A 22141-nucleotide genomic window follows, 5' to 3' on the forward strand; every position below is an offset into this window, starting at 1 on the left:
TGCTGGGCCGGGATGGGGCCGGGGTGGCCGGTCGGCTGCGGCTCGGGTGGGGCGGCGGGTGCGGCTGGATGGCGGCTTGGGTGGGATGAGGGGTGCGGTCGGGTGGCGGGTCGGATGGGCTGAGGGTGCGGTCGGTGACCGCACGGTGGGCTGAGTGCGATCCGGGTGGGGCTCGGGTGGGGCTCAGGGGCCGGGCGGGTGCGGCTTGGGTCAGGCGCGTAGGCGTAGGCCTCGGGGTGTGGCGATGAAGCCCGCTCCTTCCAGGAGGTTTCCGAGGGGGGACGTCAGAGCCGAGGCGCCGTTCACGCGTTCCACTGTGACCGTGCCCAGGGAGCCCGCACGGGCGGCTGCGGCGAGGGCTTCCGCGGCCGTGTGCAGTCGGGGGTCCTCGGCGGGGTCGGTGTCCGGGGCCGAGGGCCAGGCCAGCAGGGTCTTGCCGCCGCGCTCCATGTAGAGGGTCAGCTCACCGTCGACGAGCACCACGAGGGAGCCCGCCTTGCGGCCCGGCTTGTGCCCGGCACCGGTGGGGGGCTCGGGCCAGGCCAGGGCGGCGCCGTACGCGTTCGCCGGGTCGGCGGCGGCGAGGACGACGGCTCGGGTGTCGGCGGCCGGGCGGTTGTGGCGGGAGGCGAAGGCGGGGCCGGAACCGTACGGTGTGCCGCCGTTGTGCCAGGCGGGGGCTTGCGGGGGGCGCGGGCCGGCCTGGGGGGACCGGTCGCGGGGCGAGACGTAGTCGCCGGGTCCCAGGTGGGTGTCCAGGAAGTCGTGGTCGAGATCGGGGATGTCGTAGGCGGGGGCCATGTCCGGGGCGTCGTACGGGGCAGCGCTGTCAGGGTCGTCGTACCCGGGAGTGTCGCCTTGGCGGGCGTCGGACGTGGGGGAGCCCTCGAAGGTGCCGAAGCCGCTCGTGGTGCCGATGCCCTCGGAACCGTCGGGGCCGGGAGCGCCGTAGCTGTCGGGGGTGCTCGGGCCGGGCAGGCCTTCGCCGCGGTCGCGGGCGTTGGCCACCGCGCGCAGGCGGTCCACCGCGCCGTCCATCGCGAACTGGGCGGCGCCCAGTCCCTCGACCACGTAGCCGCGCCGCGCCTGGCCGCTCTCCTCGAAGACGGACAGGATGCGGTACGTCGCCGAGAAGCCGCCCTCGACGCCTTCCGCGGTGACCGCCCCCCGGGTCACCACGCCGTGCCGGTCGAGAAGTGTGCGGGCCAGGGCGTGGGCGCGCACGGTGGGGTCGGGCTCGTGTGCCGGGAGCAGGGACCAGCGGCCGGCTACGGTCGGCGGGCCGGTGCGGGAGGCGGGGCGGGCGGCGGCCGTGAGGGAGCCGTAGCGGCCGCGCGGGACGGTGCGCTTGGCCCGGTGGGCCGTGGAGCCGGCGGTGCGGCCCGAGCCCAGCAGGGAGCGCATGGGTGCGAGTGTGTCGTTCGTCAGGCGGCCCGACCAGGCCAGCTCCCACAGGGCGTCGGCGAGTTGGGGGTCGGTGACGTCGGGGTGGGTGGTGGCGCGGACATGGTCGGCGATCTGGCGGAAGAACAGGCCGTAGCCGCCGGACAGAGTGTCCAGGACCGACTGGTGCAGCGCCGTCAGCTCCAGGGGGTGGGGCTGCGGCAGGAGCAGTGGGGCGGCGTCCGCCATGTAGAGGGAGACCCAGCCGTCCTTGCCGGGGAGCGAGCCCGCTCCGGCCCAGACGACCTCTCCGGCCGCGGTGAGCTCGTCGAGCATCGCGGGGGTGTAGTTGGCCACGCGGGACGGGAGGACGAGCTTCTCCAGGGCGGACGCGGGCACGGATGCGCCCTGCAACTGCTCGATGGCGCGGACCAGTCCGTCGATGCCGCGCAGCCCATGGCCCTTGCCGATGTGCTGCCACTGCGGCAGGAACTGGGCGAGCGCGGCGGGCGGTACCGGCTCCAGCTCGTGACGCAGGGCGGCGAGGGAGCGGCGGCGCAGGCGGCGCAGGACCGCGGCGTCGCACCACTCCTGACCGATGCCGGCCGGGTGGAACTCGCCTTGTACGACACGCCCGCTCGCCGCCAGCCGCTGAAGGGCGCCCTCTGTCACCGCCACGCCCAGGCCGAAGCGGGCCGCTGCCGTGGCCGAGGTGAACGGGCCGTGGGTGCGGGCGTACCGGGCGAGGAGGTCGCCGAGCGGGTCCTTGACCGGCTCGGTGAAGGCCTCGGGCACGCCGACCGGCAGGGCGGTGCCGAGCGCGTCGCGCAGGCGTCCCGCGTCCTCGATCGCCGCCCAGTGGTCGCGGCCCGCGACGCGGACCTTGATGGCGCGGCGGGCGGCGGCCAGCTCCTGGGCCCAGTGCGGTTCGGCGCCCCGCTCGGCCAACTCGGCGTCCGTGAGCGGGCCGAGGAGGCGGAGGACGTCCGCGACCCCTTCGACGTCCTTGACGCGGCGGTCCTCCGTGAGCCACTGGAGTTCCCGCTCCAGCTCGGTCAGCACCTCGGCGTCGAGCAGCTCCCGCAGCTCCGCCTGGCCCAGCAGCTCGGCCAGCAGGCGCGAGTCCAGCGACAGGGCGGCGGCACGGCGCTCGGCGAGCGGGGAGTCCCCCTCGTACAGGAACTGGGCGACGTACCCGAAGAGGAGGGAACGTGCGAAGGGGGACGGCTCGGGGGTGGTGACCTCCACGAGGCGCACCTTGCGGGACTCCAGGTCCCCCATGAGCTCTGTCAGGCCCGGGACGTCGAAGACGTCCTGGAGGCATTCGCGGACCGCCTCCAGGACGATCGGGAACGAGCCGAACTCGCTGGCCACCTGGAGCAGTTGGGCGGCGCGCTGGCGCTGCTGCCACAGCGGGGTGCGCTTGCCCGGGTTGCGGCGCGGCAGCAGCAGCGCGCGGGCGGCGCACTCGCGGAAGCGGGACGCGAACAGGGCCGAGCCGCCGACCTGGTCGGTGACGATCTGGTCGACGTCGCCCTTGTCGAACACGACGTCCGCCGCGCCGACGGGCGCCTGGTCGGTGTCGTACTCCGTGCCTGCCTTCATCGGTTCCTGGTCCAGGAGGTCCAGGCCCATGAGGTCGGCGTCGGGCAGGCGCAGCACGATGCCGTCGTCGGCGTGCATGACCTGCGCGTCCATGCCGTACCGCTCGGACAGCTTCGCGCCGAGGGCGAGGGCCCAGGGGGCGTGGACCTGGGCGCCGAAGGGGGAGTGCACGACGACGCGCCAGTCGCCGAGTTCGTCGCGGAAGCGCTCGACGACGATCGTGCGGTCGTCCGGGATGTGGCCGCAGGCCTCGCGCTGCTCGTCCAGGTAGGACAGGACGTTGTCAGCCGCCCACGCGTCCAGACCGGCCGCGAGCATGCGCAGACGGGCGTCCTCCTTGGGCAGCGAGCCGACCTCGCGCAGGAACGCGCCCACCGCGCGGCCCAGTTCGAGCGGGCGGCCCAGCTGGTCGCCCTTCCAGAAGGGGAGGCGGCCCGGTACGCCCGGGGCGGGGGAGACCAGGACGCGGTCGCGCGTGATGTCCTCGATGCGCCAGGAACTGGTGCCGAGCGTGAAGACGTCCCCGACGCGGGACTCGTAGACCATCTCCTCGTCGAGCTCGCCGACCCTGCCGCCGCCCTTCTTGGGGTCGGCTCCGGCGAGGAACACCCCGAAGAGGCCGCGGTCGGGGATCGTGCCCCCGGAGGTGACGGCGAGGCGCTGGGCGCCGGGGCGGCCGGTGATCGTGCCGGCGACGCGGTCCCAGACCACGCGTGGGCGAAGCTCAGCGAAGGCGTCGGACGGGTAGCGGCCGGCGAGCATGTCGAGGACCGCGGTGAAGGCGGATTCGGGGAGCGAGGCGAACGGGGCGGCCCGGCGGACGGTGGCGAGGAGGTCGTCGAACTGCCAGGTGTCCATCGCCGTCATCGCGACGAGCTGCTGCGCCAGCACGTCCAGAGGGTTGGCCGGGACCTTGAGGGACTCGATTGACCCCGTGCGCATCCGTTCGGTGACCACCGCTGCCTGGACCAGGTCGCCGCGGTACTTCGGGAAGACCACGCCCGTGGAGACCGCGCCGACCTGGTGTCCCGCGCGGCCGACGCGCTGCAGGCCGGAGGCCACGGAGGGAGGCGATTCGACCTGGACCACGAGGTCGACCGCGCCCATGTCGATGCCCAGTTCGAGGCTGGAGGTGGCCACCACCGCGGGGAGGCGGCCCGCCTTGAGGTCCTCCTCGACCAGGGTGCGCTGTTCCTTGGAGACCGAGCCGTGGTGGGCGCGGGCGATGACGGGCGGTGCGCCCTGGGCCGCGCCTGAGCCGCCCATGAGTTCGGCCGGGGCGTGGTGTTCGTCCAGGGTTTCGCCGGTGGCCCTTTCGTAGGCGATCTCGTTGAGGCGGTTGCACAGGCGTTCTGCGAGGCGGCGGGAGTTGGCGAAGACGATGGTGGAGCGGTGGGCCTGGACCAGGTCGGTGATGCGCTCCTCCACGTGCGGCCAGATCGAGGGGCGCTCCGCGCCTTCGGAGCCGTCAGCCACCGGGGAGCCGCCGAGTTCGCCGAGGTCTTCGACGGGAACCACGACCGAGAGGTCGAACTCCTTGCCCGACTTCGGCTGGACGATCTCCACCTTGCGGCGGGGGGAGAGATAGCGGGCGATCTCGTCGACCGGGCGGACGGTCGCGGAGAGGCCGATGCGGCGGGCCGGCTTCGGGAGGAGCTCGTCCAGGCGCTCCAGGGAGAGGGCGAGATGAGCTCCGCGCTTGGTGCCCGCCACGGCGTGGACCTCGTCGAGGATCACCGTCTCGATGCCGGTCAAGGCGTCGCGTGTGGCCGACGTCAGCATCAGGAACAGGGACTCGGGAGTGGTGATAAGGATGTCCGGGGGGCGGGTCGACAGGGCTCGGCGCTCTGCGGCGGGGGTGTCGCCCGAGCGGATGCCGACCTTGACCTCGGGCTCTGGCAGGCCCAGACGTACGGATTCCTGGCGGATGCCGGTCAGGGGGCTGCGGAGGTTGCGTTCCACGTCGACGGCCAGGGCCTTGAGGGGGGAGACGTAGAGGACGCGGCAGCGCTTCTTGGGGTCGGCCGGTGGGGGTGTGGAGGCCAGCTGGTCCAAGGCTGCGAGGAAGGCCGCCAGCGTCTTGCCGGAGCCGGTGGGAGCTACGACCAGCACGTCCGAGCCCTCGCTGATGGCTTGCCACGCGCCTGCCTGGGCTGCCGTGGGCGCGGAGAAGGCGCCCGTGAACCAGCCGCGGGTTGCGGGGGAGAAGCCGTCCAGGGCTCGGTGTCCTTTGCTGACCATGCGTCCATCCTGCACCCGGGGACTGACAATGCGGCTGACCTGGGGAATCGTCTTCGGCTTGCGGGTGGTGGGGTGCGCGTTGATGCCTGCGGCGCCTGTGCGGGTTCGGTGGGGGTTCGCGTAGCGCCTATGGGGTGCGTTGTGGGTCGGGGCCGCGCCGGGGGGTGTCAGTCCTCGGACCGGCGGCCGACCTTGGACCAAGAAGTACCCCGTGTTGACGCCGGCCACGGCGGGCGGACACCCCCTGACACGTCCCCTCCCCGCCGTGGGCGACTGCGGGCCCGTGGGGGTGCGCCTCTCAGCAGTCCGCCCTCTTCGCTGAGAATGGAGGCATGGCAGGTTCGGGCGAGCGGGCGCGGCACTGGCGGTACGCCGAGTTGCCCGGTGTCGATCTGCTGCGCGCCCAGTACGTGCGGAAGACGTTTGTCCGGCACACCCATGAGCACTTTGTGATCGCTGCCATCGCGGAGGGTGTGGAAGTCTTTCACCATCGGGGCGCCGATCAGTACGCGGGGGCCGGTGCGCTTGCGCTGGTCAATCCGGATACGCCGCACACCGGGCGGGCGGGGGTTCCTGAGGGGTGGCAGTACGGGGCCCTCTATCCGTCGCCGGGGGTGGTGGCGGAGATCGCGGCCGAGACCACCGTGATCCGTGGGACGCCGGGGTTCGTCAGGCCGGTGCTGGATGATCCGTACACCGTGGGGCTGGTGCATCAAGTGCTGCGTGCCGCGGACGAGGGCAACGCGCTGGCTGCGGATACGTTGCTCCGGGTCGCCGTGACTCGGTTGCTGCGATTGAACGGTGGGGCGCTGCCGCAGCGGAAGGTGAGGACGGCGGGGGATCGGATCGCAGTACGCGCGCGTGAGGTGCTGGAGACGCGGATGGCCGAGCCGCCGAGTCTGGAGAAGCTGGCCTCCGATCTGGGGACCGGGCCGTTTGCCTTGTTGCGGGCGTTCCGGGATCTGTACGGGATGCCGCCGCATGCGTGGCTGACCGATGCGCGGGTACGGCGGGCTCGGCGGCTGTTGGACGCGGGCGGCTCGCCGGCGGAGGCCGCCGTTGCCGTGGGGTTCACCGATCAGCCGCATCTGAACCGGCACTTCACCCGGATCGTCGGCGTGCCGCCGGGGGCCTATCAGCGGGAGCGCAAGAACGTACAAGACGCGTGGCAGGGGCTGTCCTAGCGTCACAGGCGTGGCAGAACAGAGAGCTCTCGAAGACCTCCGTGACGTCGGAGACAAACCCGACGGGGTTGTCGTACGGGACGCCCTGGGCGTCGGAGTCGCCGTCGGGCTGTCCGGGTTCGCCTTCGGGGTGACGTCGGCCGGCAGCGGGCTCACCGTCCTGCAGACCTGTGCGCTCAGTCTGCTGGTGTTCACGGGGGCGTCACAGTTCGCGCTCGTGGGGGCGCTTGCGGCCGGCGGCAGTCCGTTGACCGCGGCCGCGGGGGCCTTCTTCCTGGGTGTGCGCAACGCCTTCTACGGCCTGCGGCTGTCGCAGTTGCTCAGCCTCGCGCGCGCGGTGCGGCCGTTCGCCGCGCAGTGGGTGATCGACGAGACGGCCGCTGTCGCGCTGGCGCAGTCGACGCGGCGCAGTGCGCGGATCGGGTTCCTGGTGACAGGGTTGAGTCTGTATGTGCTGTGGAATCTCACCACGCTGCTCGGTGCCCTGGGGGCCGAGGCCCTTGGTGACACCGATGCCTGGGGGCTCGATGCGGCCGGGCCCGCCGTGTTTCTGGCGTTGCTCGCGCCGATGCTGAAGTCCGCGACCGAGCGCGCGGTCGCTGGTCTGGCCGTGGTCCTGGGGCTCGGATTGCTGCCTGTGCTGCCTGCCGGTGTGCCTGTTCTGGTGGCCGCCCTCGCGGCGCCGGTCGTGCTGTGGGCCGACGGGCGTCGCAGGGGCGACGTGCGGGAGGGGGCGCTGTGAGCACCTGGATCGCGATCGGCATCACCGCTCTCGGTTGTTACGCCGTCAAGCTTGTCGGACTGCTCGTGCCCGCGGGGGTTCTGGAGCGGCCTCTCGTCCGGCGTCTTGCCGCCCTGTTGCCTGTCGCACTCCTTGCCGCCCTCACGGCTCAGCAGACGTTCGGCGACGGGCATGCGCTGGTGCTGGACGCGAGGGTGGCCGGAATCGCTGCGGCCGCCGTGGCGCTCGCCTTGCGGGCCCCCTTCCTGCTCGTCGTCGCGGCGGCCGTGGTGGTGACGGCCGGGGTGCGGGCGATCGGTGGGTGAGGTGGGTCAGCCGATGTGGCGGCCGTACGCCCTGAGCGTGCGCAGTGCCTCGATCGTCACCATGGGGCGTGCCTCAAGGGCCGTGCCCGGTGCCCACTGGCGCCAGTGGATCGGCCAGCCGCCGTCCTCCTGCTGCTCGCCGGCCAGGTGGTCGAGGGAGCGGCTCATCTCGTCGTCCGTGAACCACGCGCGCGCGAGGGAGCGTGGTGTCTTCGCGTAGTCGTACGGGAAGTGGTGCTCGCCGGGGGCGTAGCCGGGGGAGACCGGGTAGGCGTCCGGGCTCTCCGGCTCCAGAGCCGCCAAGCGCTGTTCGCGCACCAGGCGGCCGAGGCGATCGGCGGCCGCCTCCGCGCGCGTGCGGTCGGGAGCGGAGTCCAGGAAGGCCACGGCGGCCTCGATCTCGTAGGGGTGGGACTTCTCCAGGGACTCGACCGCCTGCCAGCAGAAGTCCGTGGCCCGGAACAGCCAGGCGTGCCACACCTCGTTGCGGTGCAGTAGACCGACCACGGGCCCGGTGGCCAGGAGTGAGCTGGGCGGGTCGTCCACGACCGGGATGAACGGGGCCGCGGGGTAGCCCCGCTGGCTCGGGTGGATCGCCGGGAGGGCGCCGTCCGGGGTGGAGACCGAGGTGAGATAGCGGCATACGCGGTCCACGCGCTGTCCGCCGCAGCGTTCGACGGCGTCCAGGACGCGGAGTGCGTGACCGGTGTGCAGCGGCTGGCTGACCGGGCCGCGCAGATCGGGCTCCAGTGCGTGGCCGTACCCGCCGTCCTCGTTGCGGTAGGCGTCCAGCGCGGTCTCCACCGGGTCGGCGGCGCCGTTCAGGAAGTGGTACGCGAAGAGGCGCTGTTCGAGCACGCGCGCGGTGAGCCAGACGAACTGCTCGGCGCGGAAGAGCGGTGAGTGCGCCGGAGGCGGCGGGGGGAGTGGGGAAGCTCCTGATTCGGCCATGCGTCAGACCGTAGGGCGGAAAGCGGTCTCGGCAAGCGGTCCCGGCGCAGGCCCACCCTCAGGGGCGGGATACTGGACGCATGCGGTTGACGGTCTTCTGGCAGCGGATGGCGGACCACTTCGGTCCGGGGTACGCCGACACCTTCGCGCGCGACCACGTCATGTCGGAGCTCGGCGGGCGCACGGTGCACCAGGCGCTGGACGCCGGCTGGGACGCCAAGGACGTGTGGCGTGTGGTCTGCGCCGTCATGAACGTTCCGGGGGAGAAGCGCTGACCGGGCGCAAAGATCGCAGGACGGCAGCTGATTGTCGGCTGCGTGGGTGACACTTGCTCCGTGGCACGAACTGACGAGACCGGGCAGCTCGCCCGGCACGGATCCCCGTTCGGCACGACGCCGCCCACCCCGCCTCCGGGCGAGGGCGCCGCCGGGCCGAACGCCCGCATGCCGCGCTGGCTGCCGCGCGCCATGGTGCTCGCGCTGGCGCTCGTCGGCGCGTTCCAACTGGGCAGCTGGGCCTTTCACCAGCTCACCGGGCTACTGATCAACATCCTCATCGCGTTCTTCCTGGCCCTGGCCATCGAGCCCGCGGTGAGCTGGATGGCCTCGCATCGCATGCGCCGAGGACTGGCTACGGCCGTCGTCTTCCTCGCCGTGATCGTCGTGTCCGCCGGCTTCGTGACGCTGCTCGGCTCCATGCTCGCGAACCAGATCATCAAGATCGTCGACGAATTCCCCAAGTACCTCGACTCCGTCATCAACTGGATCAACACGCACTTCAACACCGAGCTGCGCCGCGTGGACGTCCAGGAGGGTCTGCTCCGCTCCGACTGGTTGCGCGACTACGTCCAGAACAGTGCCACCGGCGTCCTCGATGTGTCCGCCCAGGTCCTGGGCGGCCTCTTCCAGCTGCTGACGATCACGCTGTTCTCGTTCTATTTCGCCGCGGACGGCCCCCGGTTGCGGCGTGCGCTGTGTTCCGTGCTGCCCCCCGCCCGGCAGGCCGAGGTGCTGCGCGCGTGGGAGATCGCTGTGAACAAGACCGGCGGGTATCTGTACTCGCGCGGTCTGATGGCGTTGATCTCCGGCATAGCCCACTACGTCCTGCTGGAGTTCCTGGACGTGCCGAACGCGCCGGTGCTCGCCGTCTGGGTCGGCCTGGTGTCGCAGTTCATCCCCACCATCGGCACCTATCTCGCGGGCGCCTTGCCCATGCTGATCGCCTTCACGGTCGATCCCTGGTACGCGCTGTGGGTGCTGATCTTCGTCGTCGTGTACCAGCAGTTCGAGAACTATGTGCTGCAGCCCAAGCTGACCTCCAAGACGGTCGACATCCACCCCGCGGTCGCCTTCGGTTCCGTCATCGCGGGCACCGCCCTCCTCGGCGCGGTGGGCGCGCTGATCGCCATCCCGGCGATCGCCACGCTGCAGGCGTTCCTGGGCGCCTACGTGAAGCGGTACGACGTCACGGACGACCCCCGTGTCCACGGGCACCGGGGACGGGGACCGGGGCACAGCCTGGTCACGCGCGCGCGCCAGCTGTGGACGCGACGGCCGTCGGAGCAGCCCCCGGCAGGGCCGGGAAGTTCCGGGGAGAGCTCCGCCTGAGCCGGCTGTGCGCACCGGCCCGCGAGGGCAGCGGGTGATCGGCCCGGGTCGGGGCGTTGTCAGACCGCGAACGTAGTCTCGGAAGTGCCGTGTGGTGCGCTTGACACGAAAATCGAACATCCATTCTTATGGAGGCTCCGGCGAGGCGCTCGGCGGGCATTTCGCCACGGTTTCGACCTGGAAGTGCCCGAGTTATCCACAGGCCGGACGGGCGTCGGGGCGCATTGTCAGTGGCAGGCGTTAGCGTCTTTGACGTGAAGCGATCGACTCAAGCAAACCGGGTGGAACCCATGGCAGGTACCGACCGCGAGAAGGCCCTGGATGCCGCACTCGCACAGATTGAACGGCAATTCGGCAAGGGCGCGGTCATGCGCATGGGCGAGCGGGCGAAGGAGCCCATCGAGGTCATCCCGACCGGGTCGACCGCCCTCGATGTGGCCCTCGGCGTCGGCGGCCTGCCGCGCGGCCGTGTCGTGGAGATCTACGGACCGGAGTCCTCCGGTAAGACGACCCTGACCCTGCACGCCGTGGCCAACGCGCAGAAGGCCGGCGGCCAGGTCGCGTTCGTGGACGCGGAGCACGCCCTCGACCCCGAGTACGCGAAGAAGCTCGGCGTCGACATCGACAACCTGATCCTGTCCCAGCCGGACAACGGCGAGCAGGCGCTGGAAATCGTGGACATGCTGGTCCGCTCCGGCGCCCTCGACCTCATCGTCATCGACTCCGTCGCCGCGCTCGTCCCGCGCGCGGAGATCGAGGGCGAGATGGGCGACAGCCACGTCGGTCTGCAGGCGCGTCTGATGAGCCAGGCCCTGCGGAAGATCACCAGCGCGCTCAACCAGTCCAAGACCACCGCGATCTTCATCAACCAGCTCCGCGAGAAGATCGGCGTGATGTTCGGTTCGCCGGAGACCACGACCGGTGGCCGGGCGCTGAAGTTCTACGCCTCGGTGCGCATCGACATCCGCCGCATCGAAACGCTGAAGGACGGCACGGAGGCGGTCGGCAACCGCACCCGCTGCAAGGTCGTCAAGAACAAGGTCGCGCCGCCCTTCAAGCAAGCCGAGTTCGACATCCTCTACGGCCAGGGCATCAGCCGCGAGGGTGGTCTGATCGACATGGGCGTGGAGCACGGCTTCGTCCGCAAGGCCGGCGCCTGGTACACGTACGAGGGCGACCAGCTCGGCCAGGGCAAGGAGAACGCGCGCAACTTCCTGAAGGACAACCCCGACCTGGCCAACGAGATCGAGAAGAAGATCAAGGAGAAGCTGGGCGTCGGCGTGCGCCCGGAGGAGCCGGCCGCCGAGCCGGGCGCGGACGCCGCGGTCTCCGCCGCCCCGGCCGATGCCGCCAAGACGGTGCCCGCTCCGGCGGCGGCCAAGGCAGCCAAGACCAAGGCTGCGACCGCCAAGAGCTGAATCCATGACACGGCGAACCGACTGGGCCGAGTACGCCGCCTATCCGGACGTCCCGCGTGAGCGGGGGAGAGGCGGCGACGAGGGTCTCTCCGGGATGGGCGGGCACGCCTGCGGAGGGGACTCGGCTCATGACGCAGACGGGGGGAACGACGGCACGGACGGGGGGAACGACGGCACGGACGGGGGGAACGACGGCACGGCGCCGTACGGCAGGAGCTGGTCGCGCGGGGGGTACGGCGACGAGTCGGGCTTGGCGTATGGCGACCAGCCGGGCTTGGCGTATGAGGGCCGGCAATGCCTGGCGTACGGCGACGAGCAGCCCCCTGACGCGGTGGACGGCGAAGCGTGGCCCGAGGACGGCTCGGTGCCCGGCGGCGCCGGTGCGCCCGGCGGCGGCTCGCGCCGCGGCCGTGGTGGGACTCGGGGCTCGGATGGCTCGGGCGGCGCCCGTGGGCGCCGTCGGCGCGGCCGAACAGAGCCGTCCGGTGAGGACGGAGGCGCCTCTTCCTCGTCGAGGGCCGAGAGGGGTGCGCCCCCCGCGGACCCGGTGGAGCAGGCGCGGGCGATCTGTCTGCGCCTGCTCACCGGGACCCCGCGTACGCGGAAGCAGCTCGCGGACGCTCTGCGCAAGCGGGAGATCCCGGACGATGCCGCCGAGGAGGTGCTGTCGCGGTTCGAGGAGGTCGGTCTCATCAACGACAGTGCGTTCGCGGACGCCTGGGTGGAGTCCCGGCATCACGGCCGAGGGCTGGCCCGACGTGCGCTCGCGCAGGAACTGCGAACCAAAGGCGTCGACTCCACCCTGATCGACGCGGCCGTCGCACAGCTCGATTCCGAGCAGGAAGAGGCGACCGCGCGCGAACTCGTCGCCCGCAAGCTCCGCTCCACGCGTGGCCTCGACCGCGACAAACGCCTGCGCCGCCTCGCGGGCATGCTCGCCCGCAAGGGCTACCCCGAGGGGATGGCTCTGCGGGTGGTACGTCAGGCGCTGGAGGAAGAGGGCGAGGACACGGAGTTCCTCGGGGGCGAGGGGGTCTGATCCCGGAAGCGGGCTTGGGAGTAGAGGGGCGGCTGGGATTACAGGGCCGGGGCTGGGAGCAGAGGGCCTGGCACTGGGCGGAGGTCCCGCGAACTGAGGGTTCCGGCCCCGGGCACGGTGGACGCGCGGGGGCGCCCATCGCGTCCGGGGCCGGGTTCGCAGCGAGGGGGCGCAGGGGAGGGGCGACGGGCAATGGGCGGGTTTACGGCCCGCCTGGGCCGAAGGCCCCTCCGGGGGCGCGGGGCTGCCCTCCGGACACCAGCCCTCAGAGCAGCCTCTAGGCTGCCCCCGCCGCCACGCCTGACTGCGCCGCCATGCCTGCCTCCGCCTCTACGCCTGCCTCGCCTCCACGCCTGACTCCGCCGCCGTCACCGGAAGCCCCTCTGCCCGCCACGCCTGGAACCCGCCGACGAGGTCGGTGGCCCGGTGCAGCCCCAGGCGCCGTAGAGATTCGATGGCCAGACTCGACGCGTAGCCCTCGTTGCAGATCACCACGACCCGCAGATCGTGGCTTGTGGCCTCGGGGGCGCGATGGCTGCCCTGTGGATCGAGCCGCCACTCGAGTTCGTTGCGCTCGACGACGAGGGCGCCGGGGATCAGCCCGTCCCGATCGCGCAGGGCCGCGTACCGGATGTCGACCAGCAGAGCATCGCCGCGCTGCGCGGCCTCGTACGCCGCTCGCGGCTCGATCCGCGTGTAGCCGGCGCGCACTCGCTCCAGCAACTCGTCGATGCCGATGGGCCGTTCCTCCACGCCGTCCACACCTGCCTTTCGTTCGCCCCCGTGGACCGCATGCTCGCCGACGCCGTGCTCTTCCGCTTTCCGCTCGCCCTCGCGGACCGTCTGCGCCCTGACGCCGCTCACTCCCACGTTCAGCGCACCCCCGCCGATCGACTGCTCACTCACCGCAGTCCCTCCCCGCCTCTCAGCAGGCCCTACCGCCCCACTCACTGCCAGTCCTCCGGCCGCTCCACCTGCTCCAGTCGCAGAATCGGGCCGCTGCGGCTGAAGCGGCGGATCTGCGGCAGGGGCGGATAGTAGGCGTGGACGGAGATCGCATGCTGGTCGGCGGACTCGTTCAGGACCTCGTGCACATGGTGATGACCGAAGGAGCGGCCCTTGCCGGTCGGCAGCCGGCGTTCGCGGTCCACGTCGTCCGTCAGTTCCAGCGTCTTCCAGCCGTCGGCGGGCAGCCGGACGGCGAGCGAGTTCTCCTTGAGCTCACCGGCCGCCGTCAGGAAGGCCCCGACCGAGTCGGCGTGGTCGTGCCAGCCGGTACCCGTCCCGGGCGGCCAGCCGATCAGCCAGGCCTCGCTGCCGCCGGGGCCCTCGAGCCGTACCCAGGTACGGCCCTCGGGATCGAGCGGAAGCGAGGCGATCAAGTCGGCGTCGGCGGCAGTACGCCGTACGAAGTCGAGAAGGTCCGCCTGCGTGGGTGGGGGAACTGACGCAACACCCGGCTGAGACGGGGAAACGGCGGCAGAAGAGACAGACACGTGCACCGTCCTGAAGAGTTCGCGAAGAGCGCGCGACGCCACAGGCGAAGAGAGCGGCGTGCGCGAGAAGAAAGGGGGATGCGAGTTCAGCAGGACGGGCGACACACGCAGCCCGCATAGCGGACCAGGTCCATATGGACCCTCCGCCACAGGCGCACACAAGTGTCGGTCATGGTCGGGAGTACACCATGGCGGTGCGAACCGGTCAACTCACTGTCACGATGCGGACCGCACAGTGACGGTGAGTGCCGCTTTCAGGCGACTACCGCTTCCGTACGGCGGCATCAGCTTCCGTGCAACGGATCAGCGTCCGTACGGCGGCATCAGCCTCCGTACGACAGCATCCGCCTGCGTACGACGACACCATCAGCCCCGGACGACGGCATTCGCCTCCATACTCCGCGCTCAACGCGACCCAGCCGCAGCCCCAGCCTTCGCAGCCGCCCCGGCCTGCGCCTTGACCGGTCCGCCCAGCGCCGCCTCGGCCGCCGAGTACAGATCGGCCGGCCGTACCCCGCTCAACGCGGTCACCAGGTGACCGTCGGGCCGGATGAGCAGCACGCTGTGCGCGGCAGCCCCCGGATAGCTCCCCGCGACCAGCAGCTCGGCCGGATAGGGCAGCGCCGTCACCGCCGCCGCCAGCCGGGGCATGACTCCGGCGGACACCCAGTGCTTGCGGTCCCACACCTCCGTGCCCGGCGCGATCAGCACGACCAGCAGCGCGCCGCGTCCGAGCCGGTCCCGCAGCCGTACGAAGGAGCCGTCCTCCGCCGTCACCCGCACGTCCTTGACCTGCGCACCGGGCGGCGTGCCCACGGGGACCTCGCCCTCCAGGGGCCCGGGGGAGAGTGGTGAGTCGGCGTACGTCCCCGGCGCGCCGATGGCTCCGTGCCCCAGGTGGCCGTCCATCAGCAGCGCGTCATGGCCCCGGGCGGAGCCGGGGACGACCGCGCGCAGCCCTCCACCGCCGCGCAGCAGCGGCAACGCCTGGTCGGCGGCGCGCAGCCGGGCGGCGACGGCGGCGCGCCGCTCGGCCTGGTAGCTGTCGAGCAGCGCCTCGCGCGGCCCGTGGTGCCAGGCCGGCGCCAGCTTCCAGGCGAGGTTGTCGGCGTCCCGCAGGCCTTCCTCGAGTCCGTGTGTGCCGAGCGTGCCGAGGCAGTGCGCCGCGTCCCCGGCGAGAAAGACGCGGCCCACACGCCAGCGGCGGGCCAGCCGGTGGTGGACCGTGTGAACTCCGGTGTCGAGGAGTTCGTACGGCGGTGTCGGCCCGTCGGTCCATCCGGCGAGCGTCTCCCGGATGCGGGCCACCAGCATCTCCGGGGTGACCAGGTCCTTGCCCGGCGGCAGCAGCCAGTCGAGGCGCCACACCCCGTCCGGGAGCGGCCGTGCGGTGACCTCCCCGCCCGAAGGTCCGGACGTCCGCCAGGGTGGCATCCGATGGAGCAACGCCTGACCGTCCCACGGAAGTTCCGCCCGCAGCGCGGCCACGGCGTGTCGCTCGACCGCCGTACGGCCGGGGAAACGGATGTCCTGGAGTTTGCGGACCGTGGAGCGCGGGCCATCGCAGCCGACCAGGTAACTGCCACGCCACCAGGTGCCGTTGGGGCCGCGGGTGTGGGCGGTGACGCCCGAGGGCTCCTGCTCGATGGCGTCCAGGCGGCTGTCCACGGCGACCTTGACGAGCGGTTGGCCGGCGAGGGCCGCGCGCAGGGCGCCGGTCAGCACATGCTGGGCGATGTGCAGGGGGGCGGGGTTCGTGTCGCCCGCGCGCTCTGCTTCGGCGTCGTCGAATTTGACCTCGCGCATCACCTGCTTGCGCCGCATCGCCCGCCATCCGGCCCAACGGGCTCCGGCCTCGGCGAGCGGTACACCCGTCAGACGCTCCATCAGGGCGGCGGTGTCCTCGCGCAGTACGACGGTGCGCGCGAGGCGCGGCTCGTCCTTGCCCGGTCCCTCGTCGAGAACGACGGACGGTACCTCCTGGCGGGCCAGCGCCAGGGCGAGCGTGAGCCCGACGGGCCCCGCTCCGACGATGATCACCGGGTCCACGGCGCGGCGCCCCCTGCCCGCAGTGGTGTCCCGAAAGACGCAAGTGAACAGAAAGTTGGAGCAGGGTGCACGATCACAGAACGTATGCAACCCATTGCCGGTGCTTGCGTCAAGTGACGGAGGGCAGTGGCGATCATGCCACTGCCCTCCGTGCGGTTGGACCGGTTTGACTGCGCGTCAGGTATAGGTCCTGGTGCCTGGGAGGCCACCACCTTCGCCGCCGGTCCCGAAGGTGCCGCCCACCGCCGCCGGATTGAGCTCCTCCATGTCCTCGGCACCGAGGACGGCGCCCGTGCTGCGCTTGCTGCGCCGCAGCCTGCCCTCCAGCCAGCTCGCGAAGCTGGTGAGGATGAAGTTCAGGACGATGTAGATGACCGCCACCACGATGAAGCTGGGGATGACGTTGCCGTAGAACGCCGCCAGCGTCTGTCGTGAGTTGAGCAGCTCAGTGAAGCCGATCATCACGCCGCCGAGCGCCGTGTCCTTCACGATGACCACGAGCTGGCTGACGATGGCCGGCAGCATCGCGGTGACGGCCTGCGGAAGCAGGATGCTCGTCATCGTCTGACTCTTGCGCAGGCCGATGGCCTGGGCCGCTTCCGTCTGGCCCTTCGGGAGGGCAAGGATGCCGGCGCGCACGACCTCAGCGAGGACCGAGGCGTTGTAGAGCACCAGGCCGGTGATCACCGCGTACAGAGGCCTCTCGTCGCTGGCGACGCCTGTGTAGCGGACGTAGAACTCGTTGGCGAACAGCATCAGCAGCAGGACCGGGATCGCCCGGAAGAACTCGACCACCACACCGGCTGGAATCCTCACCCACCGGTGGTCGGACATGCGGGAGATGCCGAGAACCGCGCCCAGCGGAAGGGCGATCACCATGGAGAGCGCCGCGGCCTTGAGGGTGTTGGCGAGGCCTGGCAGCAGGTAGGTTGACCAGGCTTCGGACTGGGTGAACGGCTTCCACAGGGCCCACTCCAGCTGGCCCTCGTCGTCCAGGACCTTCCAGATCCACCACGCGAGCAGAGCAAGCAGGGCGAAGAAGATCACCGAGAAGAGGATGTTGCGCCGCTTGGCGCGGGGGCCCGGAGTGTCGTAGAGGACCGAGCTCATCGCTTCACCGCCAGTCGCTTGCTGAGCCAGCCCAGGATGAGGCCGGTGGGCAGGGTCAGTACCACGAACCCGAAGGCGAAGATGCCGCCGATGAGCAGCACCTCAGCCTCGTTCTCGATCATTTCCTTCATCAGCAGGGCTGCCTCCGCTACGCCGATCGCGGCCGCCACGGTGGTGTTCTTGGTCAGGGCGATCAGTACGTTGGCCAGCGGACCGATGACCGAACGGAACGCCTGCGGCAGCACGATGAGTCGGAGGGTCTGGCTGAAGCTCAGCCCGATGGCCCGGGCCGCCTCCGCCTGTCCGAGCGGCACGGTGTTGATGCCGGAGCGGATCGCCTCACAGACGAAGGCCGCGGTGTAGCCGATGAAACCGAGCACCGCGAGCCGGAAGCCCTGGACCTCGAAGTCGGACGAGCCCATCGTCACGCCGAAGATGTCGGCCAGGCCGAGCGAGGTGAACAGGATGATGACCGTCAGCGGGATGTTCCGGACGATGTTGACGTACAGGGTCCCGAAACCGCGCATCAGCGGGACCGGGCTGACCCGCATCGCGGCCAGGAGGGTGCCCCAGACGAGGGAGCCGATGCCGGAGAGGATGGTGAGCTTCACCGTCATCCAGAAGGCGCCCAACAGGGTGGGGTCGTCATAGTCAGAAAGAAAGTCGAACACGATCTCCCGCGCTTCCGGGTGGGTGATGTACGTGGACAGCGCAGCGTGCCGCCGCCTCGATCGCGGTCGGCGACGGCACGCCGGTGAACCCTGGCGCTACTTGACGATGACGCCGATCTTCGGCGCGGGCTCGTTCTTGTAGTTGGCCGGACCGAAGTTGTCCTTGACCGCCTTGTCCCAGGCGCCGTCCTTGACCATCTTCTCCAGTGCGGCGTTGACCTTGTTCAGGGTCTCGGTGTCACCCTTCTTCACACCGATGCCGTAGTTCTCGTTGCTCAGCTTGAGGCCGGCCAGCTTGAACTTGCCCTTGTACTGCTCCTGCGCGGCGTAGCCGGCGAGGATCGAGTCATCCGTGGTCAGGGCGTCCACGGTGCCGTTCTGCAGAGCGGCGAGGCACTCCGAGTAGCCGCTGACCTGCTTCAGGTTGGCCTTCGGGGCGAAGTCGTTCTTGACGTTCTGCGCCGAGGTGGAGCCGACCACCGAGCACAGGTTCTTGCCGTTGAGGTCGGTGGCCTCGGTGATGTCCGAGTCGGTCTTGACCAGCAGGTCCTGGTGGGCCAGCAGGTACGGGCCGGCGAAGTCGACCTTCTGCTTGCGTTCGTCGGTGATCGAGTAGGTTGCCGCGATGAGCTTGACGTCGCCGCGGGACAGCGCGTTCTCGCGGTCGGCGCTCTTGGTCTCGACGAACTCGATCTGGTCGGCGTCGTAACCGAGTTCCTTGGCGACGTACGTCGCCACGTCCACGTCGAAGCCGGAGAAGTCGCCGCCCGGCTCCTTCAGGCCCAGACCGGGCTGGTCGTACTTGATACCGATCTTGATCTTGTCGCCGCCACCGGAACCCGAGCCACCCTCGTCGTTGCCGTTGTCACCGCCACACGCGGTAGCAGTGATCGAGAGGACAAGCGCAGCGGCCGCCGCGGCGGAGACCTTGCGGAGCTTCATGGTGAACATCCTTTGCGTGATGAAGAGATGCGTCCCGTCTGAGGGTGTCCCTCAGGGGGTTGGATGACGCAGGTCGTCGGGTGCGTGAAGCAGTCCGTCAGTGGTGCAGGATCTTGGACAGGAAGTCCTTGGCGCGGTCGCTGCGCGGGTTGCTGAAGAACTGGTCCGGCACAGCTTCTTCGACGATCTTGCCGTCCGCCATGAACACCACCCGGTTGGCGGCCGAACGGGCGAAGCCCATCTCATGGGTGACGACGATCATGGTCATGCCGTCGCGGGCGAGCTGCTGCATGACCTCCAGGACCTCGTTGATCATCTCCGGGTCGAGGGCCGACGTCGGCTCGTCGAAGAGCATGACCTTGGGGTCCATGGCCAGCGCCCGGGCGATGGCCACACGCTGCTGCTGGCCGCCGGAGAGCTGGGCGGGGTACTTGTCCGCCTGGCTGGCCACACCCACCCGGTCGAGCAGGGCGCGGGCCTTCTCCTCGGCCTTCTTCTTGTCCGCCTTACGGACCTTGATCTGGCCCAGCATCACGTTCTCGAGCACCGTCTTGTGCGCGAAAAGGTTGAAGGACTGGAAGACCATCCCGACGTCTGCGCGCAGCCGGGCCAGCTCCTTGCCTTCCTGGGGCAGCGGCTTGCCGTCGATGGCGATCGTGCCGGAGTCGATCGTCTCGAGGCGGTTGATGGTGCGGCACAGGGTGGACTTCCCGGACCCGGAGGGTCCGATGACCACGACGACCTCGCCGCGGGCGATCGTGAGATCGATGTCCTGGAGTACGTGCAACGCGCCGAAGTGCTTGTTCACGTCTTTCAGGACGACCAGCTCGCCGGTCGCGGCCACATCTTCCTTGGCCACCGATACTTCGGTCATCGCTCTCAGGCTCCGTCCTCCTCGGTTTCGGAGGACAGTAGTAACCGTATCCGACCTGCGTCATTAGTTCTGAGGGGAATCTGAGCATCACGATCCGATAGCAATCGGACACACGTCGTAGCACTTGTGACCTGCGGCCGTGCCGGCCGGATATCGGAACACGGCCGTAACCGGAACCCTCTTGACGTGGTCGTCGTCCATCAGCGTGACTGCCATGGTGCACGCGCGCGCGTGCCTGCACTGTGTACCCACCTGAATCGTACGGCCGATGAACCGAAGGGGGCCGGGATGAGACTCCTCCTCGTCGAGGACGACAACCATGTCGCAGCCGCGCTGTCCGCGGTCCTGGCGCGGCACGGTTTCGACGTCACGCACGCGCGCAGCGGCGAGGAGGCCCTTCAGGCGCTCGTCCCCGAGGGCAACGGCTTCGGCGTCGTCCTCCTCGACCTCGGCCTGCCCGACCAGGACGGATACGAGGTCTGCGGCAAGATCCGCAAGCGCACCAGCACTCCGGTGATCATGGTCACCGCGCGCTCCGACGTCCGCTCCCGCATCCACGGCCTCAACCTCGGGGCCGACGACTACGTCGTGAAGCCGTACGACACCGGAGAGCTGCTCGCCCGTATCCACGCGGTCAGCCGGCGCACCGTGCAGGAGGACACCGGGACGGGCGGCGACGGTGTGCTGCGCCTGGGCGCGGTGCATATCGAACTGCCCACCCGTCAGGTCAGCGTGGACGGTTCGGTCGTCCAGCTGACCCGCAAGGAGTTTGATCTGCTCGCCCTGCTCGCCCAGCGCCCCGGCGTGGTCTTCCGGCGGGAGCAGATCATCAGCGAGGTGTGGCGCACGAGTTGGGAGGGGACGGGGCGCACCCTTGAGGTGCATGTGGCGTCCCTGCGTGCCAAGCTGCGCATGCCGACGCTGATCGAGACCGTACGCGGCGTCGGCTACCGACTCGTCGCCCCGGCCGCGTAGCGGGTAAGGGTGCGCACTCGTCTCCTCCCGCTGCTCATCGTCCTGATGGCGGCCGTCCTGCTCGCACTCGGCGTACCGCTCGCCGTCAGCCTGGCCTCGGCCCAGCAGCAGAAGGTGGTCGTCGACCGGATCGACGACACGGCGTACTTCGCGGCCATCGCACGGCCCGCCGCCGACACGACCTCCGGATCCCGCGACGAGCTGCGCATCCTCAGCCGGGAACTCGAGAGCTACTACGAGGTCTACGGCATCCGGGCCGGTGTCTTCCTGCCGAATGACACGCCGCTGGCCAACGGGCCGACGACCTGGTTCCTGCCCGAGACGGGCGAGGTGCGCGACGCCTTCGAGGAGTCGCTGCTCAGCCGGCGCAGCCACGACCCGAAGCAGGTGTGGCCCTGGCAGCGCAACCGCCTCGTCATCGCTTCGCCGGTCATCCGGGACGGTGACGTCGTCGCGGTCGTCGTCACCGACTCGCCCACCGGGCAGATGCGTTCGCGCATCCTGGAGGGCTGGCTGATCATCGGCGCGGGTCTGACCGCCGCGATGCTGGTGGCCGTCGGGGCCGCGCTCAGGCTGACCGGGTGGGTACTCAGGCCGGTTCGGGTGCTGGACAGCACCACGCACGCGATCGCGAGCGGGCGCCTGAAGACACGGGTCGCGGTGGCCAGCGGTCCGCCGGAACTCCGGCGGCTGGCCCGGTCGTTCAACGAGATGGCGGACAACGTCGAGGACGTGCTGGAGCAGCAGCGCGCCTTCGTCGCCGACGCCTCGCACCAGCTGCGCAACCCGCTCGCGGCGCTGCTGCTGCGCATCGAACTGCTCGCTTTCGAACTTCCGGAGGGCAATGAGGAGATCGCCTCGGTTCAGGCCGAGGGCAAGCGCCTGGCGCAGGTCCTGGACGACCTGCTCGATCTTGCCCTCGCCGAGCACACCGAAGCCGAGCTGCGGCTCACCGACGTCGGTGCGCTGACCGCCGAGCGCGTCGCGGCGTGGGCGCCGACCGCCGAGGCCAAGGGGGTACGGCTGGTGGGGGACTGCCCGGCCACCACGGCCTGGGCCGACCCGGTGGCGTTGTCCAGCGCCCTGGACGCGGTGATCGACAACGCGGTCAAGTTCACTCCGAAGGACGAGCGCGTCGAGGTGACCGTCACCTCCAACGGCGGTACGTCGACGATCGTGGTGGCCGACCACGGCCCCGGCCTCACCGACGAGGAACTCGCCCGCATCGGCGACCGCTTCTGGCGCAGCGGTCGGCACCAGAACGTCAAGGGCTCGGGCCTGGGCCTGTCGATCTCGCGGGCGCTGCTCGCGCCGGGCGGGGGCTCGATCTCGTACGGCCGCAATGAACCGCACGGGTTGCGGGTGACGGTGACGGTGCCCAGGACGGCGCCGACGCAGTAGCGGGGTCGGCGCGGGCGCAGGCGCAGTGGCGGGGGCGGTTCAGGCGCGGTGGCTGGGCAGACGCGCCAGCGCTGGGCCGGTTCAGGCGCGGTGGTGGGGCAGGTGCGGCAGCCGGGCCGGCTCAGGCGCAGTTGCGGGGCCGATGCGG

Annotated in this window: 18 protein-coding genes and 1 pseudogene; 9 read left to right on the plus strand and 10 right to left on the minus strand. The window is 70.7% G+C overall.

Features of this window, described 5'->3' with window-relative positions; genetic code table 11:
* Window positions 1-210 precede the first annotated feature (210 nt).
* Window positions 211-5229, minus strand: coding sequence for an ATP-dependent helicase (locus ACQEV2_RS31395; RefSeq protein WP_433048895.1), 5019 nt, complete (start codon window positions 5227-5229; stop codon window positions 211-213).
* Between the two features lie 332 nt (window positions 5230-5561).
* Between ACQEV2_RS31395 and ACQEV2_RS31400 the strand changes: the two are divergent.
* The 3 genes and pseudogenes from ACQEV2_RS31400 to ACQEV2_RS31410 form a co-directional block, all read left to right on the plus strand.
* Window positions 5562-6517, plus strand: a pseudogene (locus ACQEV2_RS31400) (AraC family transcriptional regulator); the annotation flags it as partial.
* Entirely contained in the window at window positions 6424-7155 is a 732-nt protein-coding gene (locus ACQEV2_RS31405; protein ID WP_433048898.1) for an AzlC family ABC transporter permease, read from the plus strand. The pseudogene ACQEV2_RS31400 and the gene ACQEV2_RS31405, both read left to right, overlap by 94 nt.
* Window positions 7152-7460 (plus strand): AzlD domain-containing protein, encoded by a 309-nt coding sequence (locus ACQEV2_RS31410; RefSeq protein ID WP_433048901.1) that lies wholly within the window; start codon window positions 7152-7154, stop codon window positions 7458-7460. The genes ACQEV2_RS31405 and ACQEV2_RS31410 overlap by 4 nt, the downstream gene beginning before the upstream one ends.
* A gap of 6 nt (window positions 7461-7466) precedes the next feature.
* Here ACQEV2_RS31410 and ACQEV2_RS31415 read toward each other — a convergent pair whose 3' ends face one another.
* A complete protein-coding gene (locus tag ACQEV2_RS31415; RefSeq protein WP_433048904.1) occupies window positions 7467-8411 on the minus strand; it encodes a hypothetical protein in 945 nt (314 codons plus the stop codon).
* 80 nt (window positions 8412-8491) lie between these two features.
* Between ACQEV2_RS31415 and ACQEV2_RS31420 the strand changes: the two genes are divergently transcribed.
* From ACQEV2_RS31420 to recX, 4 genes are all read left to right on the plus strand, one after another.
* Window positions 8492-8686 (plus strand): DUF3046 domain-containing protein, encoded by a 195-nt coding sequence (locus tag ACQEV2_RS31420; RefSeq protein WP_433048907.1) that lies wholly within the window; start codon window positions 8492-8494, stop codon window positions 8684-8686.
* Between the two features lie 60 nt (window positions 8687-8746).
* Window positions 8747-10018: an AI-2E family transporter gene (locus ACQEV2_RS31425; protein ID WP_433048910.1), complete on the plus strand. Its 1272-nt coding sequence runs from the start codon at window positions 8747-8749 to the stop codon at window positions 10016-10018.
* A 290-nt stretch (window positions 10019-10308) separates the two neighbouring features.
* A complete protein-coding gene (gene recA, locus ACQEV2_RS31430) occupies window positions 10309-11436 on the plus strand; it encodes a recombinase RecA (RefSeq protein WP_433048913.1) in 1128 nt (375 codons plus the stop codon).
* 4 nt (window positions 11437-11440) lie between these two features.
* A complete protein-coding gene (gene recX, locus ACQEV2_RS31435) occupies window positions 11441-12475 on the plus strand; it encodes a recombination regulator RecX (RefSeq protein WP_433048916.1) in 1035 nt (344 codons plus the stop codon).
* A 330-nt stretch (window positions 12476-12805) separates the two neighbouring features.
* Here the strand turns inward: recX and ACQEV2_RS31440 are convergent, their stop codons facing one another.
* From ACQEV2_RS31440 to ACQEV2_RS31475, 8 genes are all read right to left on the minus strand, one after another.
* Complete coding sequence (locus ACQEV2_RS31440) at window positions 12806-13237, minus strand: rhodanese-like domain-containing protein (RefSeq protein WP_433054910.1); 432 nt, start codon at window positions 13235-13237, stop codon at window positions 12806-12808.
* A 185-nt stretch (window positions 13238-13422) separates the two neighbouring features.
* The gene (locus ACQEV2_RS31445) at window positions 13423-13971 is read right to left on the minus strand and encodes a cysteine dioxygenase (protein WP_433048919.1); all 549 of its coding nucleotides are present in this window, start codon (window positions 13969-13971) and stop codon (window positions 13423-13425) included.
* A gap of 86 nt (window positions 13972-14057) precedes the next feature.
* Window positions 14058-14144: a putative leader peptide gene (locus ACQEV2_RS31450; RefSeq protein WP_313960178.1), complete on the minus strand. Its 87-nt coding sequence runs from the start codon at window positions 14142-14144 to the stop codon at window positions 14058-14060.
* A 232-nt stretch (window positions 14145-14376) separates the two neighbouring features.
* Window positions 14377-16020, minus strand: coding sequence for an FAD-dependent monooxygenase (locus tag ACQEV2_RS31455; protein WP_433048922.1), 1644 nt, complete (start codon window positions 16018-16020; stop codon window positions 14377-14379).
* Window positions 16021-16197: 177 nt separating this feature from the next.
* Window positions 16198-17130 carry an amino acid ABC transporter permease gene (locus ACQEV2_RS31460; protein WP_433048925.1) on the minus strand — a complete coding sequence of 311 codons (933 nt, stop codon included), beginning with the start codon at window positions 17128-17130 and terminating at the stop codon, window positions 16198-16200.
* A complete protein-coding gene (locus ACQEV2_RS31465; RefSeq protein ID WP_433048928.1) occupies window positions 17127-17801 on the minus strand; it encodes an amino acid ABC transporter permease in 675 nt (224 codons plus the stop codon). Before ACQEV2_RS31465 ends, ACQEV2_RS31460 begins: the two co-directional genes overlap by 4 nt.
* Window positions 17802-17897: 96 nt before the next feature.
* Entirely contained in the window at window positions 17898-18743 is an 846-nt protein-coding gene (locus ACQEV2_RS31470) for a glutamate ABC transporter substrate-binding protein (protein WP_433048931.1), read from the minus strand.
* A 97-nt stretch (window positions 18744-18840) separates the two neighbouring features.
* Entirely contained in the window at window positions 18841-19617 is a 777-nt protein-coding gene (locus ACQEV2_RS31475) for an amino acid ABC transporter ATP-binding protein (protein ID WP_433048934.1), read from the minus strand.
* A gap of 288 nt (window positions 19618-19905) precedes the next feature.
* Between ACQEV2_RS31475 and ACQEV2_RS31480 the strand changes: the two genes are divergently transcribed.
* Together ACQEV2_RS31480 and ACQEV2_RS31485 are read left to right on the plus strand one after the other, a co-directional pair.
* Window positions 19906-20592 carry a response regulator transcription factor gene (locus ACQEV2_RS31480; RefSeq protein WP_433048937.1) on the plus strand — a complete coding sequence of 229 codons (687 nt, stop codon included), beginning with the start codon at window positions 19906-19908 and terminating at the stop codon, window positions 20590-20592.
* Between the two features lie 9 nt (window positions 20593-20601).
* Window positions 20602-21993 carry an ATP-binding protein gene (locus ACQEV2_RS31485; RefSeq protein ID WP_433048940.1) on the plus strand — a complete coding sequence of 464 codons (1392 nt, stop codon included), beginning with the start codon at window positions 20602-20604 and terminating at the stop codon, window positions 21991-21993.
* Window positions 21994-22141: the final 148 nt, after the last annotated feature.

The sequence above is a fragment of the Streptomyces sp. CA-251387 genome, assembly GCF_050936625.1.
Taxonomy (GTDB): domain Bacteria; phylum Actinomycetota; class Actinomycetes; order Streptomycetales; family Streptomycetaceae; genus Streptomyces.